The following is a 15,734-nucleotide window of genomic DNA, read 5'->3' as shown; positions in this document are numbered from 1 at the left end:
ACTATGGCGTTGGCAACCGCAACCATTGATTTTTGTGCCCTGCGCGCTAATTTAGCGCGCGTTAAAAGCCTTGCCCCTGATAGCCAAGTAATGGCCGTGCTTAAAGCTAATGCCTATGGCCATGGCTTAGTGCCTATTGCGCAACAGCTCGCCGATGCCGATGCCTTTGCCGTTGCTCGCATTGAAGAGGCTCTGGCCTTGCGCACCGGTGGCATTACTAAGCCCATCGTGCTGCTGGAAGGTTTTTTTAAAGCCAGCGATATCGAAATTATGCTGGCTAATAACTTCCAAACAGTGGTGCATGACGAATACCAGCTTGAAGCCCTAGAGCAAGCCCAGTTAGCAGGGGCCATTAAAGTATGGTTAAAAGTAGACACCGGCATGCATCGTTTGGGCATAAACCCAGACAGCATCAATACCTTCTATCGCCGCTTAAAAGATTGCCCATATGTACAAGGTGAAGTAAATCTAATGACTCACTTTGCTTGTGCAGATGACAATCAGGATGCCTACAATGAGACCCAGCTGCAGTTATTTCAAACCTTGGTAGCCGATAAACCTGAGCCGCTGTGTTTGGCGAATTCTGCCGCCATCATTAATTATCCGCAAAGTCACGGTGATTGGGTGCGCCCGGGGTTGATGATGTACGGTGTCTCGCCCGTGAAAAATACTTTTTCTGCGCAACTGCAGCTGACCCCCGTGATGACCCTCAGTAGCGAAGTGATTGCCGTGCGTCCGGTACGCCAGGGTGAGCCGGTGGGGTATGGCGGACATTGGCGAGCCGACAAAGATACCTACCTAGCGGTGGTGGCCATTGGCTATGGAGACGGCTATCCGCGTCATGCTCAAAACGGCACACCTGTGCTTATAAACGCGCAGCGTTACCCATTGGTTGGGCGCGTGTCTATGGATATGATCACCGTTGATATTGGCCCAGACCCCAGCGCTGTTGCAGTAGGTGATGAAGCCATTATGTGGGGACGCGAGTTAGCCATTGAAGAAATTGCCGCCTGCGCCGACACCATCGCTTATGAACTTCTATGCAATATTACCCCGCGCGTTAGTTACCAATATATCGCATCAAGCTGATACTATTCCCACAATTGTTAAGCAGCTGTTTATTTTTGTTCGAAAAAAGCAGAGAATAAGCCACTCATCCCTTATAATAATAATTAGGTACAAAAGGCGCTTGGAGCGATTATGGCTTACCTTATCGAAGCGGATACGGACAATGTGATCTATTTGCACGCCCACCATAGCTTTGGGCGTTTTCAGTACAGTGTAGACACGCTGATCAGCGATCCTAGCGTGTCGAAAATTCATACCATCATTGAATGGCAGGGGAATGAATGGCAGGTTCGTGACCTCAGCCGTAACGGCACTTGGCTTAATAGCAAACGCTTAGATAAAGATCACAGCCAAACGCTTAAGCTTCATGATGTGATTGCTCTGCCAGGAAATGATGGCAAGCAATTCAAAGTTGCGAATTTAGATAAGCCGCAAGACTTATTGATCGTCCTTGATGAATACGCCAAGCCTACTTCGGAGTTTATTTGCCTAGCAAATTACAACCTTATCCCTGAAGAGTCCCCAGAAATAGCCGTATTTAACCAACGTGAGAGTGGTTTTTGGTGCTTAGAGCACCTGGATGGGCCGATGCTTGATCACACTATTTTAATAGAGAACGATCAGCTCAGTGATAGCCAGCGAAGCTATCAATTGCATTTAAGCCATTTGGAAGAAGCCACAGCGCTGCGTGATGTAAGCAATACCCAGTTAGCCGACTTAAACTTTATTTTTCACCTTACCCTAGATGAAGAATCTGCAGAGCTCACGGTCAGAGGCCCAGGTGAGGAAATTGATTTGCACGAGCGTTGCCATCATTATCTAACGTTAAATTTGGCCCGTTACAAGGCTCAAGATGCCGCCAACGGGGTACATGAGCTCAGTCAAGGTTGGGTCGAAACTGAAGTAATAGCCCGCGATTTGGGTATCGATTCTCGCTATCTAAATATTCAAATTCACCGCGCCCGTAAGCAATTTAGCGATGCCCTTGCGCATATAGAGGATGCCGATAGTATCATCGAGCGTAAACTACGTAAGGTGCGCTTTAGCGCCAGTAATTTCGAAATATATAAAGGCCACCAACTCGAAGAGTCGGTTAAACGCGCATCCTCCAACTAGGTAAACTCTATGCGCACGCTTGCTCATTATGAATTGAATAAAGTGGTGTACCAGGGCGGTATGGGCACCATCTACGAAGCTTTTGATACTAAACTAGAACGTACCGTGGCACTCAAGGTGCTTAATACTAGCGGTGATAGTGAATTAGACGAAGATGCCCTTAGTGAAGCGCGCTTCCTGGCACGCTTAAATCACCCCAATATTATTCAAGTATTTGACTGTGGCCAAAGCGATGGCCAGCAGTACTTAGTGATGGAGTTTTGTCGCGGTAAAAACCTGCTGCAATACCAGAAGCAGCATGTGTTAACGCTTGAACAAAAGCTGGCTATGCTGGTGGATATTGCTAAGGGTTTAGAGCATGCGCATCGCAACAGCATTATTCACCGTGACTTGAAACCGAGCAATATCTTGATCAGTGAAGCTGGGCAAGTCAAAGTGGCTGATTTTGGTATTGCTGGCTTCGTGGGTGGTAACAGCCATGTTAGTCAAAGCGCAGGTACTAAGGGCTATATGTCGCCTGAGCAGTTGCAAGGGCAAGCACTTAGTCACCACAGCGATTGGTTCTCGTTTGCCGTTGTTGCAATTGAATTACTAACAGGCGAGCACCCCTTTGCTGGACAAGGTGGCCAAGATATCAGCGCGGCAATATTGCAAGGGCAACACTTAGATCTCAGCACCACGCAATTACCGCAGCAGTTGCAAGCACTATTAGGCCAAGCGCTTAGCGTAAAACCTGCGGCGCGCTTAAGTCTGCGCCGAGGCCCTTTTAGCAAACAGCTTGAGCAGTTACTGCAACAACGAGTTCAAGCCGCTATTCTAGAGCAGCAAACAGAACCGGTTACACCATCAAATACCACGCAGAAAAGCGCACCATTAAGAGCAAAGAAGTTGCGCTGGCGTTACCTTGTGATGGCCTTTGTCTGTGCGGCAGTGTTGGTGGGAGGCTACTTGCTACGCCCTTACCTGTTACACCAGCCTGTGGTCGCGATTCTACCCACTCAGATCTATAACCTACCTGATGAATTTAAGCATTATGAAAGCGCTTTGAAAGGCTCGGTACAAAGTGCTATATGGCAGCAGTTGCTCCAGCAAGACCAGCAATTAGTTAGCCGTGCAGAAATGAATATGTTGGCGCAAGGCCGAGATAGTGATCAATTTAGAGACCCTAAAAGCTACTTTCAGATGCTGGCCGACTACACCGGCGCCGATACCCTGATTAGCAGCTCGTTGGATTGTCAGCAACGCCACTGTAGCGTTGAAATAAGTACGCTACGTGCTCCCAACTGGCAAGTGCAGGAGAGTATGCAGTGGCAGACAGATATTGCAGGCACAACTAATTTACATGACGTGGCGAAATACAATACTGCACGCCTTATTTCCCCAGGCATTGATAGTGAACAGTATCGCTCGCTATCGACAATGAAAAGTAACACTCCATTATTTGAGATGTATACGTTGTTTTATGTCGACAACGTAGCAACGCCGGAGATGTTTGAGAAAAGCCTGGCGACGGTCAAAGAGAGTGCAACCAGTGTCGAGGGTTATAACCTTCTACGTGAAATTGCGCTGCAGCTGTATCACTCAACCCATGAAAAAACTTATCTTAAGCAGGCAATTTCAGCAATCCATAATGCCCCAGGTGAATTTAAAAAGTTGTCCAGCTACTACAAAAGCCTAGTGCTGCTCAATATAGAGCTGGTGCAAATAGAAGAGGCCAAGCATGCTTTGGATATGTTAACCAAAGTGAGTCATGACCAAGCTGCTATTTTGAATTTGGAGGCTTCAATTCTGCTTGCTGAGGGTGAAGATAAACAGGCCAGAGATAAGTTAGAAGTAGCGTTGAGCTTGAGGCCCAATTTGCGGTTACAAAGAAAGCTCGCGCTCGTTTTGTATTGGCTGGGTGATTTTCAGTCAGCGAAAAACCTGCTCGCTGATTTAGTTGAAAAAGTTCCAAGTGATAGAAGAACTCACCAGTACCTAGCTGATATTGCTTTAATTGAAGGTGACTTCATCTCTGCGATAGAAAGCTACAGCAAAACACTCAATGAGAATAGTGACAGTATTGATTTATCAAACCTCTCTATCGCCTACATGATGGTACAGAACTACCCTATGGCAGAGAAGTTTGCCAAGCAAGCGCTGTTGAGCTCCCCAAAAAACACCGGGATGATGCTCAATATGGCAGACATAAATATGCTCAACGGTAAGCTTGTGGAATCAAAAGAGCTATATCAGCGCTTATTACAGCTAAATAACGGGCGTGAATCAGCCTTGGCGTGGTCTGAAAATGCGCAGGCCTATGCTCAATTGGGTGACAACGAGCAAGCTATTAAGTCATTGAAGCATAGTTTCAAATTGGCAGAGGACAAATCAGAGTTAAGTTATACAGCGGCATTAGTGCATGCACTGGGCGGAGACTTTAACTCCAGCCTTTACTATGTGGAAGAGGCTTTAAAAAGTGGTTACCACCAAAACTGGTTTTTACAGCCTTGGTTTAAACCACTTTGCGATTTTGAAAAGTTTAGAGCGATGGTCAGCTCCCACTCTCAGCTTTGTGTGAACTGAGTTAATTAATCTTCATCTGGACGGCGAACTATCACGCGAGGGTCTTGCGACATATAGTACTTACCGTTCGCGGTGTTTTTCGCAGTAAAGCGGAAACCGATACTCAATGGCTCAGCAGTACTCGAAGGGGCGACCTCAATAACTTGATCAAGAGGGCTGTCGTCTGCTTTACCGTAACAAAACGTGGTATCTACTTGATGAACCTTGAGAGTCAGCTGCTTCTTATCGGCACTGATAGACGAGTCGACATTGTAGTTACAGTTGCTGTAGTTTTTTATGTATTCCACACCGTTGCCAAAAAACTCCCAGTCATTATCGCTGATGGTGACAACTAATTCAGCATGTTGAGTCGGTTGTAAATCTGCATGAGCTGGGTTGTTAGTGAATAGAATAGGGTAGTCTTGGCCGTTGATATTTTGCTTACTGCCATTAACCACAACATATGTTTGCCAAGGCTCGTTAACGCTTGGGATCAGCTCTAGCTGCTCTTGGACCGAAACATTACCAGGCTCACATGGAACTTGGATTTCAGGGGCTTGTTCAGACATGATCATTTCCTTATTAAGATAATGGACCGTTTTTGATTACTTTATCTGGGAATGGCTATAACTATAGCGCGTAAGTGAGGAAAGTATAGTTTTTGTAATCGCTTGTAAGGCAACAACTTATTGAGGCAATGAAAGGCGCATGCTGCATAGGGTTCAAGGCGTTATCGTTCTTAAGTACTGAGTGATTTTTACTTTCGGGCGCTGTTACAGCGACGCATACACCTAGTTGCAATTATGGGCTCAGGATGAAGAGCTATTACTGGGGAAGCCTTGACGTTTTTCTTCGCCGCACAGTGACAAGTCCACACCGCTTTATGTCATGCCAACCTTGGCTAAAGTCTGCGCCCAATGCATATCAGTGTAGATAGCGTGAAAAACAAGCTATCTAGAGGTTATTAGCTGTCCCTGCAAGGTGGCAACAATACGACGAGAACCACCTTGGTCGCGGTGCTCACCCAGGTAAATACCTTGCCATGTGCCTAGCTGCAGCTGGCCATGACTGATTGGCAAGGTGAGTTCACACCCTAAAGTACTGGCTTTAATGTGCGCGGGCATATCGTCATCACCTTCGTAGGTGTGGCGATAAAAAGGTTGGCGCTCGGGAGCGGCCCAGTTAAAGTGCGCTTCCATATCTTGGCGCACAGTGGGATCGGCGTTTTCGTTAATGCTCAAACTTGCAGAGGTGTGTTGCAGCATTAAATGCAGCAGGCCAACCTGATAATCTTGAATTTGCGGCAGCGCGCGCAGAATTTCTTCATCAATTAGATGAAAGCCCCGGCGCTTTGCGCTTAAAGTAATGCTGTGTTGTTGCCAACTCATAAGGTGTCGAAGCTGATCTCGATGTGGGCATTGCCATCACCTGAGGTGAAAGGCATGATAATTGTGGTTCCTTCGCATTTGTGGGTAATGGTGTGGCCAGTGCCTGATACCACTGCTGGAGTCGCCATATCAAAGTCGTAGCCTTTTTCACCCAATAAGTTCTTGGCGCCACCGGTAACCATGTTGGTGATTTCGCCAACCATGTCGGTCACGTCTTCATTAATGGCACTGGGACGCTCGCCTAGCATACGTTCCATGATGGTAAGCGCTAGGCTTTCATCGAAAGTGATAGAGAGTGAGCCTTTTGTTTGTGGGCCAACCATACCGATTAACCCTGACACATCGCCTGCCGCGACCTCGTCCTTTTTAACGCGAGGTTTACCCGGTTTTAGTTCAGTTTGTGCCATCGTGGCCAACACATTGACCAAAGAAGAAAGAAAAGGGTTAATAAACTCGACGTTCATTGTCCATACCTTTGTTCGCAGAAGGTGAATTTTGCTGTTCTTGCAGCACGTGTTTTACCCTAGCAAGTTGTTACTAAGATTGACAGCGTTTACAAATGCCATGCGCTTCAATAGTTTGCGAGCTTACACTAAAGCCGCTTTGTGAGGCGAGCTCACTTAACTCATGCGACAGCACGCTCGAGTGCAGCTCGTCTACATGGCCGCATTGATCGCATATAAGCAACTGCACCGGATGAATTGAATCAAAATGGTGGCACAACATAAACGCGTTGGTGCTTTCTATTTTATGAATAAAGCCTTGTTCAGCTAAAAAGTCCAGTGCGCGATAGACCGTCGCGGGTTTTGCGCTGGTTTCTGTCACTTTTAATTGCTCTAATAAGTCATACGCACCAACACCGCTTTTAGTGCTGGCAAGTAAACGGAATACTTTTTCACGGATGGGAGTAAAGCGGGCGCCTTTGCTGTCGCACATTCTTTTAGCTTTACTGACAAGCGCATCTACATTCATAGCTAACCTTCGTTCATCTTAACGCCACCTATACTAGCATACTATGACGCATAAAAATTACTATCTCTGTCTGCATGAGAGCGTTATCATATTGTTTTAATTTTCAGGAGCAAGTGTGCACGAATTACTGGCGACCTTTATTTTCTTTTTTGCGGTAATTGACCCCATAGGCACAGTGCCGGTATATATTGCCATTACGCGCGGCGAAGATGCCGCATTTAAGCGCAAAGTAGCTTACAAAGCGGTGCTGGTATCGGTGCTAGTGCTGCTGCTGTTTGTCGTTGTCGGTGAGTTGCTGCTCAACGCAATTAGTATTCCGCTTGCGGCGTTCCAGATTGCCGGTGGCATTGTACTGCTGCTGTTTGCGCTGACCATGATTTTTGGTGAAGGCAAGCCCGAGTCAGAAATTAAAAGTGTGCGCGACCCCACAGAAACCGCCATATTTCCTTTAGCCATCCCATCAATAGCCAGCCCAGGGGCTATGCTAGGGGCGGTGCTGATGACTCGTAACAATGAATATACTTGGGTCGAGCAGGCCATTACCTCATCAATGATGCTTAGCGTCTTAGGTGTGGTGTTACTGCTACTTTTGCTGGCGCGCTACGTACACAACCTCATTGGTGATGGCGGTGCAAGTATTATCTCCCGAGTCATGGGGTTGATCCTGAGCTCCGTGGCGGTGGCAAATATTCTCGGTGGCATTAAAGACTACTTCGCGCTGTAACTCGCGGCCGCTGCCAAAACTAAGCTACTTATTGGCTGAGTGTGGCAATGCGAACGCCTAAGCCCATTAATATGACACCTAAGGTTTTTTCGATAAGCCGTTGATAACGTTGTAGGGCGTGTACAAATGCAAAGTGGCTAAAAAACATGGCTACCAACACGAACCACAGTAAGTGTGCCAAAGAAATAATAAGCCCATACACAAGCTGGATGGCAACGGGCGTATCGGCGCTCACCAGCTGAGTAAATATACTTAAAAAGAACAACGTGGTTTTGGGGTTTAGGGCATTAGTTATAAAACCTTGACGCAGAGCCGAGCAGGCGGATAACGCTTTGCTGGGCGCTGCCTTGTGCGCTAGCTCCGAGGCGATATGGTGCTTTGCTTGCAGGCTTTGATAGCCAAGGTAAATTAAGTACGCTGCGCCGATGTATTTTATCACCGTGAATAGCACCACCGATTGGGCAATGAGTAGCGCCACGCCGGCTATGGAATAAGCAAGGTGAATCCAAATCGCTAACCCCACGCCCAGCGCCGAATAAACACCGGCACGACGTCCATATACTAGGCTATTGCGGGTGATCATGACAAAGTCGGCGCCGGGGCTAATAGCCATGATCGTTGCTAGCGTAGCGATGGACAATAACTGGGGTAAATAGGCTGACAGTTCCATAGATTATTCCGTTTACCGGGTTAGACCTGACACTGTATCTCGAATTACGCCTGTTTGCATGGCTAACATCGCTTATGCTGGATACTGAGTTGCACTTGCTTGAGAGAGCGCGCATAATTCGCGCTTTCAGGGGCAAGCATATCGGTGACAGCAAGATTAGAGCCGGATGCATACACAGTTATGACGTTGTTATGAGTATTTTCGCGTTAATGCTATTGGCTTTAGCTATGTCGACCGATGCGTTTGCAGCATCGATCAGTAAGGGCGCTTACCTACGCCATCCACGCCTGCTCAGTGCCATAAAAATGGGGCTGATATTTGGTATTATCGAGGGCACCACACCACTTATCGGTTGGCTGATTGGCAATGCTGGAGCCCACTACATCGAAGAATTTGATCACTGGGTGGCGTTTATCTTGTTATTGCTACTTGGTACGCACATGATTGTGGAAAGTGTGAAGGAGGATGACGACACTCAAAGCGAAGCAGCACAAAAGTCTTCTATTGCCAAAGTGATACTGACTGCTATAGGCACCAGCTTGGACGCACTGACTGTAGGGGTGAGCCTAGCTTTTGTTGCGGTCAATATTTACCTTGCAGCGCTGATGATAGGCTTAGCCACAGCACTGATGGTAACTATGGGCAGTTTACTTGGGCATCGTTTAGCAACGGTTATCGGCAAACGAGCAGAAACCCTAGGCGGTGTTGTGCTGATCGTGATTGGCTCGTGGATTCTATATTCACATTTGAGTACAGTGGCTTAAATAATCAGCAGTTGTTTTTGTTTTGTGAACTAAATGTTGCCTTTAATGCCGGATGAGCTACTCTAAACCAAAGTTTCTTGGGTAGTTGTACTGGGAATTATTTTGCACTGTTTTAATCTTCGCTCATCAGCATTAGTGCTTATTTCGGCGCTCTGCGCGATGTTGTCTTTTGTTGCTTATGGCCAGTACACCTTTGCCGTCGTAGGCAAAACCAAGAGCGACAGCTTTTATGAACAATCCTTCAAAGGTTGCCAAGACTTTGCCCAGCGCCAAGCTGATTTGCGCTGTATTTATGATGGCGCTTATGACTACCAAGACGCTCGTACCCAAGCACTGGTAGTGCAAGATTTAGTTGCTCAAGGTGTGGACGGTATATTGGTGTCTACCACCGACTCGCAGCACTTGGTCAATAGAGCGCTAAAAAAGGCTCAGGAGCAAGGGATTGCGGTGATCACTTTTGACTCAGACTTGGCACCACAACATCAAACTTACCGTTTAGCCTATGTGGGCACTAACAACTTTGATTTTGGCGTGGCACTTGGTGAGGCGGCAAAGCAGTTTAAACGAGAGCACCCACAAACCTTGTGTATTCAATCGGGACATCACACTACGCCGAACTTAAACAAGCGCATCGACGGCGTGCGTTATGCCTTGTCAGGGAGTACCAAACGTTTGAACGGTGAGAGTGGTTGGCTGGAGCATCCCCGTTGTCCGCTTTTCACTGCTGGGCGTCGCGATGATGCCCTCAAGCAATTACGCACCATTATCAGTTACCCGCAGCCGACAATCTTTGTTGCCGTCGCTGGCTTTGCACAGTTTAATCCTGATTATCAACAGGTGATGACAGAGTTTAAACAGCAGCTAGCTAAGAAGCAACGAGTGATTATCTCTGCCGATACTGAAACACTGCAATTGCAAGCGTTAGCGAGCGGCCTTGGCACCATGAATATAGGTCAAAATCCTTATGAAATGGGCCGTAAGGGCGCACAGCTACTTTATGATGCAGTAAAGCACCAACACCTTCCTGAACAAGAGCAATATTACTTACCTTTTCATTACTGCACCCCTGATAACGCGCAGAGCTGCGCGAAAAACCATTAATACTCAAAGGTAAAATCAGTGAACCTCTTTAGGTGCGGGTTGCTGTGAAAGTCGGTATTGGCCTAGATAATACCAATCAGGGTGTGATTGACGTATAATTGCGCGCCCACAACTCGGCGCAAAGAGCCCGTTGGTTTTCTTGGTAATGCAGGCACAGGTTTATGAACGAAGCGACAACACAGACTCAACTCACCCCTTCTTGGCAACAATCGACTTTTCGTCGCTTCAGTGTCGCGCCAATGCTTGATTGGACTGATCGCCACTGCCGTACTTTTCATCGTATTATGAGTAAAGAGGCGGTGCTGTATACCGAGATGATCACGACCGGTGCTATTATTCATGGCAAGGGTGACTATTTGCACTTTAACCAGCATGAGCAGCCAGTGGCGCTGCAATTGGGTGGCTCAAACCCTGACGAGTTGGCTCATTGCGCGAAGTTAGCGGCACAACGAGGCTATGCGGAAATCAACTTAAATGTGGGCTGTCCGTCGGACCGCGTGCAAAATGGTCGCTTTGGCGCCTGCTTAATGGCTGAGCCTGAGCTAGTCGCACAGGGGGTGGATGCAATGAAGGCGGTCACTGACGTCCCCGTGACGGTAAAAACCCGTATCGGCATTGATGAGCAAGACAGTTACGAGTTCTTGTTGGCGTTGATAGAGGCGAGTCACAAGGTCGGCTGCGATGATTTTATCATTCATGCCCGCAAGGCGTGGCTGCAAGGTTTGAGCCCGAAGCAAAACCGTGAGGTTCCCCCCCTTGACTACCCGCGTGTGTATCAGCTTAAAAAAGATTTTCCCCACCTTCATATCAGCATCAATGGGGGGATTAAAACCATCGCTGAATGTGAACATCACTTGGCGCATGTTGACGGTGTAATGATTGGCCGAGAAGCATACAGTAACCCTTACTTACTGGCCGAAGTAGATGCCGCATTATATGGCTTAGAGGGTTGCACACTGAGCCGCCATCAAGTAGCAGAAAAAATGCTTAGCTATATTGATGACGAGATGCGCCAAGGCGCGCGCTTTTGGCATATTGCTCGGCATATGTTGGGGTTATTTCAAGGCATGCCAGGTGCCCGTGGTTACCGTCGTCATTTATCTGAAAATGGCCACAAGCAAGATGCCACGGCCGATACTTTAGTCACAGCACTGAGCTTTGTCCGCTAACTTTATTGCTAAATACACTAAAAAATAGCTATTTTGCTAATTACATAAAGATGATTCAAATCAGAACCCTTTATTTTTCAATGTGATGAGTTTTGGCATGTAACTTGATGCTCACTTAGTGAATTAAACTAATAGGAGTATTCCCATGCGAGACTCTAGCTATCAACGCTTTTATCGCGATGCCTTGGATAAGAAGTTGTCGGGTGTGTGTGCCGGGTTTGCGAAACGTCATAACCTACCTGTTTGGCTCACCCGCGTAGCGATGGTGATCTTGTTCTTAAATGCCCCAGTGCTGGTGGCAGCTATCTACCTTATTTGTCATTTCGTGTTTGACGAGCACATCGTGGTTTAGCCATATAAACACGTACAACCATGGCTGCAAATAACGCTCTATTTGCGGCTAGTACACTGATTTTATTACAGACACTCAGGCGTCATTAAGCTATATTAGGGTACAGTTAAAGTAACATAACAAGGAAGCGCTATGCTGCGTACAACCCTAGGTACCCTCATCTGTGCAGTGTCGTTACTGCTCAGTTTTCACAGTGCTGCTCATGGCGAACTTATGGTGAGTGAAGCCAAGGTGCGGACCTTCTTACCTGCTAGCGAGAGCTCGGTGGGATACCTTACGTTAATGAACCACAGCGATCATGACCGCGTACTGAAAAAGGTCGAGATCGAGACCCTCGGGCGTGTGGAGATTCATACTCATGAACATAAAAATGGCATGATGCAAATGCGTAAGCTTGAAGAGTTACAGGTTCCTGCGCACCAAACCCTGGTATTTCAACCCGGTGGACTACACTTAATGCTATTTGCGCCAAGTCAGAAACTGGTGGTCGGTGAGCAACTGAAAATGACCCTGTATTTTGCCGATGGCGACCGTGTGTTCACACAGGCACGCATCTATAACTTGCTTGAACAGTCGCAAGACAATAACAGCGATGAACATCAGCACCATCATCACTAGGAGTTATTATGTCTCAGCATAAAGGAAAGATTGCCGCAGCCATTGCTGCATTGTTTTTATTATTTTATCTCATCGCCGTTTATTGGAGCATTGAGCCCGATCGCTTCGATGTCGTAGAAAAGGCAAAACAGCAAGCTAGCGAACGAAATGAGCGCTTAGTAACAGGTTATGTGACCACGTCGACGTTGATTAACGTCGCGCAAACATTACTCGACAAACCGGGCGGCTACCTTAGTAACGATATGGCTCCACCCAGCGTGTTGATGGACAACATGCCGGCCTGGGAATACGGAGCGCTGGAGATGACCCGTGATTTAGCGTTGTCGATGCGTAAAGACTTTAGCCGTTCACAGTCGCAATCCACGGAGCACCCGTCACTGAAAAAAGCGCAACCACAGTTTAATATCAGTAGCACTGCTTGGATGTGGCCCAGTGCCGAAGGTGAGTATCAAAAAGGCATTGATTACCTGATTGCCTACCGCAGTCAAATCGCGGACAGTAATGACAGACAAAGTCAGTTTTATGCCCGTGCAGATAATTTACGTACTTGGGTAAAAGAGGCTGAAAAGCGTTTGGGTAGCCTCAGCCAACGCCTCAGCGCCAGCGTGGGACAAGAGCGTGTTAATACCGATTTGGCTGGCGATCGCGAAGCACATCAAGCGACATATGCACCCATGCAGCAAGAGGTACGCACCTCTTGGTGGGAAATTGACGATGTGTTTTATGAATCTCGGGGAGCTACCTGGGCGTTGCTGCATTTCCTGCACGCTATTGAGCACGATTTTGCCGATGTTTTGGAAAAGAAAAATGCTAAGGTAAGCGTCCAGCAAATTATTCGCGAACTGGAAGCAACACAAGAGCCTGTGTGGAGCCCTATGGTGCTTAACGGCAGTGGCTTTGGCCTTGTAGCTAACCATTCGTTAGTGATGGCAAATTATATTTCTCGTGCTAATGCGGCACTAATTGAGTTAAGCGAGTTACTCGCACAAGGATAAAAAGGGTAGATGATGAAACAATACTTTGTGGCTGCAGGTTTATCGCTTGCAGCGATGGCGCCAATGGCCCATGCCGATACCGTGTTAGGCCTTTATGTGGGGGCCGAAGGTTGGCAGGCTGAGCCAGAAGGTAGCTTTGGCAGCAAAGGCTATGCGCAGCAAGATTTCAACTTCGATGATAAAACCTTCACCAGCTACTACGCAGCATTGGAGCATCCAGTTCCTTTGGTTCCTAACGTCAAGCTACGTTACACCGAGATGGACATCAGTGGCGGAGCACTGCTTAACCAAACCTTTGAATTTGAGGGAGTCGATTTTGCTGTAGGCAGCAACATCATGACTAATGCAGAGCTTAGTCACACCGATTATGTGCTTTACTATGAGATTTTTGATAACGATGCGGTGTCGATTGATTTAGGTTTGAGCGCGAAACAGTTTGACGGCGATATTTATGTTGCCCAGGCCGACAACAGTTCGTCTGTGCGCGTTGATTACTCAGGGTTTGTGCCACTAGTGTATGGTCGCGGTGAAGTGGGCTTACCTTTTACTGGCTTGAGCGCATTTGCTGAGGGCAGCTTTTTCGCATTAGACGACAGTACCGTGCATGACTACCAAGTCGGCGTACAGTGGGAACTTATTGATAATCTAGCGGTGGATGTGGCTGTACGTGCAGGCTACCGAGCGATGATGATTGAACTTGATGATGTTGATGATATCAATACTGACATTGATGTTTCAGGCCCCTTTGCAGGGCTACAAGTTCACTTCTAAATAATAAACTTTGAAAAAGCGGTGCAGGCCGCTTTTTCTGTATTTATGACCACTCTAAATCGAAGTCACGCTGCAGTGCTTGCTCTATTGCTTGCTTAAACGTAGGGCTTAATGTGGCACGCAGCAACCGCCTTAATTCATCGCCCGTTTGGGTGAATTTGTAGTAGCTCAGAACTAAGTCACTGTTTTTGGCTGTGAGTGTTAATGAGGTATCGTAAAAGCGCAGTTTTAGCTGCTGCTTGGCGCGAAAGTTCGCTGACTCAATTTCTTTGCGATACAGCACAGCGCAATCCATCAAGGTCAATATTTGAGGGTAACTGAGTCCCGCCTTGGCCAAGTTGAGTTGCTCCTTATTGCCTTTGCGCAGTAAGTCGAATAACGACGGGCGCTTGTAATAACCCAATAAAATAATATGAGAATGATCAAAGTCGAGCTGAGCACACAATGCAGCGGCTTTTTGTATAGCCAATGCCTCGCGCTGGGTCATTTGCTTTAGGGTTTGCAAGCTCTTGATACTAAAGGTCCCCGGAGCCAGCGTTTCTCCAGCAAGAATTTTTGCCCATAACTGCTGCATGGACGCTGTTGCGGAGTCTTCGGCAAGCGACATAAAGCGCTCAAACCAATCAGGGTCAACATAGCCATCGGTTTTAGTGTCTGGGCAGTATTGCATGGCCTGGGCGAGTATCGACTCTATATTGTGTTGCTGCCTTAGACGCTTGAGCTCTTCACGTTTGAGAGCTCGCTCTGCAAGAGGCACTCGTTGATCGAATACAAACCCACTGGGGCGAGCTCCTTGGCGGGAATAGCCCCCTTCTTGGGCCGGGACAGGTAAAGAGTTGCGCTGTTTTTTTATTTTAAAACCAACTCGTTGGGCAATAAGCTGCGCCAGTTTGGTTTGCGCAGTGAAGGTTTTACTGCTCATCCTTGTGCTCCAATTCCACCACTGTTTTTAAATTATTTAGGCTATGAGTCATGGTATTAGCGAGGGTATGTTCGGTAAACCAGACCAAATAGGGGCCAATGACGGGTAGAGTGATTTCACCTTGTTGCTGCCATAAGATACGGGTCCGCTCCCCTGAACTGATTAATTGAAACTGGCCATGCGAGAGGTATTCGTTATTGACCAGTAATTGATAGTTGAGAGTAGATGCACTGTCGCTGACAATACTTAGCTCCCCTTGGGAGCGTTGCCCTTGCCAGCCTAAATGAGCGCCAACTCCCTGGGCTTGCGCACGGACTTCTAAACGAGCTTGTTGGTCGAATTGGCGCAGCGCTAGCCATTGTTGCCACTGAGTTAAATCCCACAGCCAAGGCTTTATCGCTGCGCTCGGCACATCCAGAGTAATACTGCGCTCAACGCGATAATGTTGCTTGGCGACAAGGCCAATCAGCACCAGTATGAGCGCGAGTAAAACTAGAGTTTTTATTACATTGCGTGCTAGGGTTATCACAGTACCTCTGCGCAGAAACACAAAAAGCATA

18 protein-coding genes are annotated in these 15,734 nt (G+C 47.4%); 11 read left to right on the top strand and 7 right to left on the bottom strand.

The window, feature by feature from the left end; genetic code table 11:
• Positions 1-3: 3 nt before the first annotated feature.
• From alr to W04_RS03625, 3 genes are all read left to right on the top strand, one after another.
• The gene (alr, locus tag W04_RS03635; protein WP_053909839.1) at positions 4-1,089 is read left to right on the top strand and encodes an alanine racemase; all 1,086 of its coding nucleotides are present in this window, start codon (positions 4-6) and stop codon (positions 1,087-1,089) included.
• Positions 1,090-1,200: 111 nt separating this feature from the next.
• Positions 1,201-2,184, top strand: a complete 984-nt coding sequence (locus W04_RS03630) for an FHA domain-containing protein (protein ID WP_053909838.1) — start codon at positions 1,201-1,203, stop codon at positions 2,182-2,184.
• A gap of 9 nt (positions 2,185-2,193) precedes the next feature.
• Positions 2,194-4,749 (top strand): serine/threonine-protein kinase, encoded by a 2,556-nt coding sequence (locus W04_RS03625; protein ID WP_053909837.1) that lies wholly within the window; start codon positions 2,194-2,196, stop codon positions 4,747-4,749.
• A 5-nt stretch (positions 4,750-4,754) separates the two neighbouring features.
• On the opposite strand, the gene W04_RS03620 is transcribed toward W04_RS03625, so the two are convergent.
• The 4 genes from W04_RS03620 to W04_RS03605 all read right to left on the bottom strand — a co-directional run bounded on the left by W04_RS03620 (position 4,755) and on the right by W04_RS03605 (position 7,088).
• Positions 4,755-5,297, bottom strand: a complete 543-nt coding sequence (locus W04_RS03620; protein ID WP_022943880.1) for a DP-EP family protein — start codon at positions 5,295-5,297, stop codon at positions 4,755-4,757.
• 381 nt (positions 5,298-5,678) lie between these two features.
• On the bottom strand, positions 5,679-6,116 hold the full coding sequence (locus W04_RS03615) for a secondary thiamine-phosphate synthase enzyme YjbQ (protein WP_045979204.1): 438 nt from the start codon (positions 6,114-6,116) through the stop codon (positions 5,679-5,681).
• Positions 6,113-6,580 (bottom strand): chemotaxis protein CheX, encoded by a 468-nt coding sequence (locus W04_RS03610; protein ID WP_053909836.1) that lies wholly within the window; start codon positions 6,578-6,580, stop codon positions 6,113-6,115. Before W04_RS03610 ends, W04_RS03615 begins: the two co-directional genes overlap by 4 nt.
• 73 nt (positions 6,581-6,653) lie before the next feature.
• Positions 6,654-7,088, bottom strand: coding sequence for a transcriptional repressor (locus W04_RS03605; protein ID WP_022943883.1), 435 nt, complete (start codon positions 7,086-7,088; stop codon positions 6,654-6,656).
• Positions 7,089-7,203: 115 nt separating this feature from the next.
• Between W04_RS03605 and W04_RS03600 the strand changes: the two genes are divergently transcribed.
• The gene (locus tag W04_RS03600) at positions 7,204-7,812 is read left to right on the top strand and encodes a MarC family protein (RefSeq protein ID WP_053909835.1); all 609 of its coding nucleotides are present in this window, start codon (positions 7,204-7,206) and stop codon (positions 7,810-7,812) included.
• 28 nt (positions 7,813-7,840) lie between these two features.
• Here the strand turns inward: W04_RS03600 and W04_RS03595 are convergent, their stop codons facing one another.
• Positions 7,841-8,482 (bottom strand): LysE family transporter, encoded by a 642-nt coding sequence (locus W04_RS03595; protein ID WP_053909834.1) that lies wholly within the window; start codon positions 8,480-8,482, stop codon positions 7,841-7,843.
• Between the two features lie 191 nt (positions 8,483-8,673).
• Here W04_RS03595 and W04_RS03590 point away from each other — a divergent pair, with 191 nt between their 5' ends.
• The 7 genes from W04_RS03590 (at position 8,674) to W04_RS03560 (ending at position 14,252) form a co-directional block, all read left to right on the top strand.
• Positions 8,674-9,246, top strand: a complete 573-nt coding sequence (locus W04_RS03590) for a manganese efflux pump MntP family protein (RefSeq protein WP_053909833.1) — start codon at positions 8,674-8,676, stop codon at positions 9,244-9,246.
• Between the two features lie 102 nt (positions 9,247-9,348).
• Positions 9,349-10,347 (top strand): substrate-binding domain-containing protein, encoded by a 999-nt coding sequence (locus W04_RS03585; RefSeq protein ID WP_231658013.1) that lies wholly within the window; start codon positions 9,349-9,351, stop codon positions 10,345-10,347.
• 161 nt (positions 10,348-10,508) lie between these two features.
• Entirely contained in the window at positions 10,509-11,516 is a 1,008-nt protein-coding gene (gene dusA / locus W04_RS03580; RefSeq protein WP_053909831.1) for a tRNA dihydrouridine(20/20a) synthase DusA, read from the top strand.
• 145 nt (positions 11,517-11,661) lie between these two features.
• Positions 11,662-11,868, top strand: coding sequence for a PspC domain-containing protein (locus W04_RS03575; RefSeq protein ID WP_022945387.1), 207 nt, complete (start codon positions 11,662-11,664; stop codon positions 11,866-11,868).
• A 132-nt stretch (positions 11,869-12,000) separates the two neighbouring features.
• Entirely contained in the window at positions 12,001-12,486 is a 486-nt protein-coding gene (locus W04_RS03570) for a copper chaperone PCu(A)C (RefSeq protein WP_053909830.1), read from the top strand.
• An 8-nt stretch (positions 12,487-12,494) separates the two neighbouring features.
• Positions 12,495-13,481, top strand: coding sequence for a DUF2333 family protein (locus tag W04_RS03565; protein WP_022945389.1), 987 nt, complete (start codon positions 12,495-12,497; stop codon positions 13,479-13,481).
• Between the two features lie 12 nt (positions 13,482-13,493).
• Positions 13,494-14,252 (top strand): TIGR04219 family outer membrane beta-barrel protein, encoded by a 759-nt coding sequence (locus tag W04_RS03560; RefSeq protein ID WP_053909829.1) that lies wholly within the window; start codon positions 13,494-13,496, stop codon positions 14,250-14,252.
• A gap of 43 nt (positions 14,253-14,295) precedes the next feature.
• Here the strand turns inward: W04_RS03560 and W04_RS03555 are convergent, their stop codons facing one another.
• Entirely contained in the window at positions 14,296-15,174 is an 879-nt protein-coding gene (locus W04_RS03555) for a TIGR03899 family protein (protein ID WP_045979212.1), read from the bottom strand.
• The gene (locus W04_RS03550) at positions 15,164-15,703 is read right to left on the bottom strand and encodes an SRPBCC family protein (RefSeq protein ID WP_171035370.1); all 540 of its coding nucleotides are present in this window, start codon (positions 15,701-15,703) and stop codon (positions 15,164-15,166) included. Before W04_RS03550 ends, W04_RS03555 begins: the two co-directional genes overlap by 11 nt.
• Between the last annotated feature and the right edge of the window lie 31 nt (positions 15,704-15,734).

Source organism: Pseudoalteromonas sp. SW0106-04, from assembly GCF_001293805.1.
In the GTDB taxonomy this organism is placed as follows: Bacteria; Pseudomonadota; Gammaproteobacteria; order Enterobacterales; family Alteromonadaceae; genus Pseudoalteromonas; species Pseudoalteromonas ruthenica.
The sequence above is the reverse complement of the archived record's forward strand: the minus strand, read 5'-3'. Positions and strand labels throughout refer to the sequence as shown.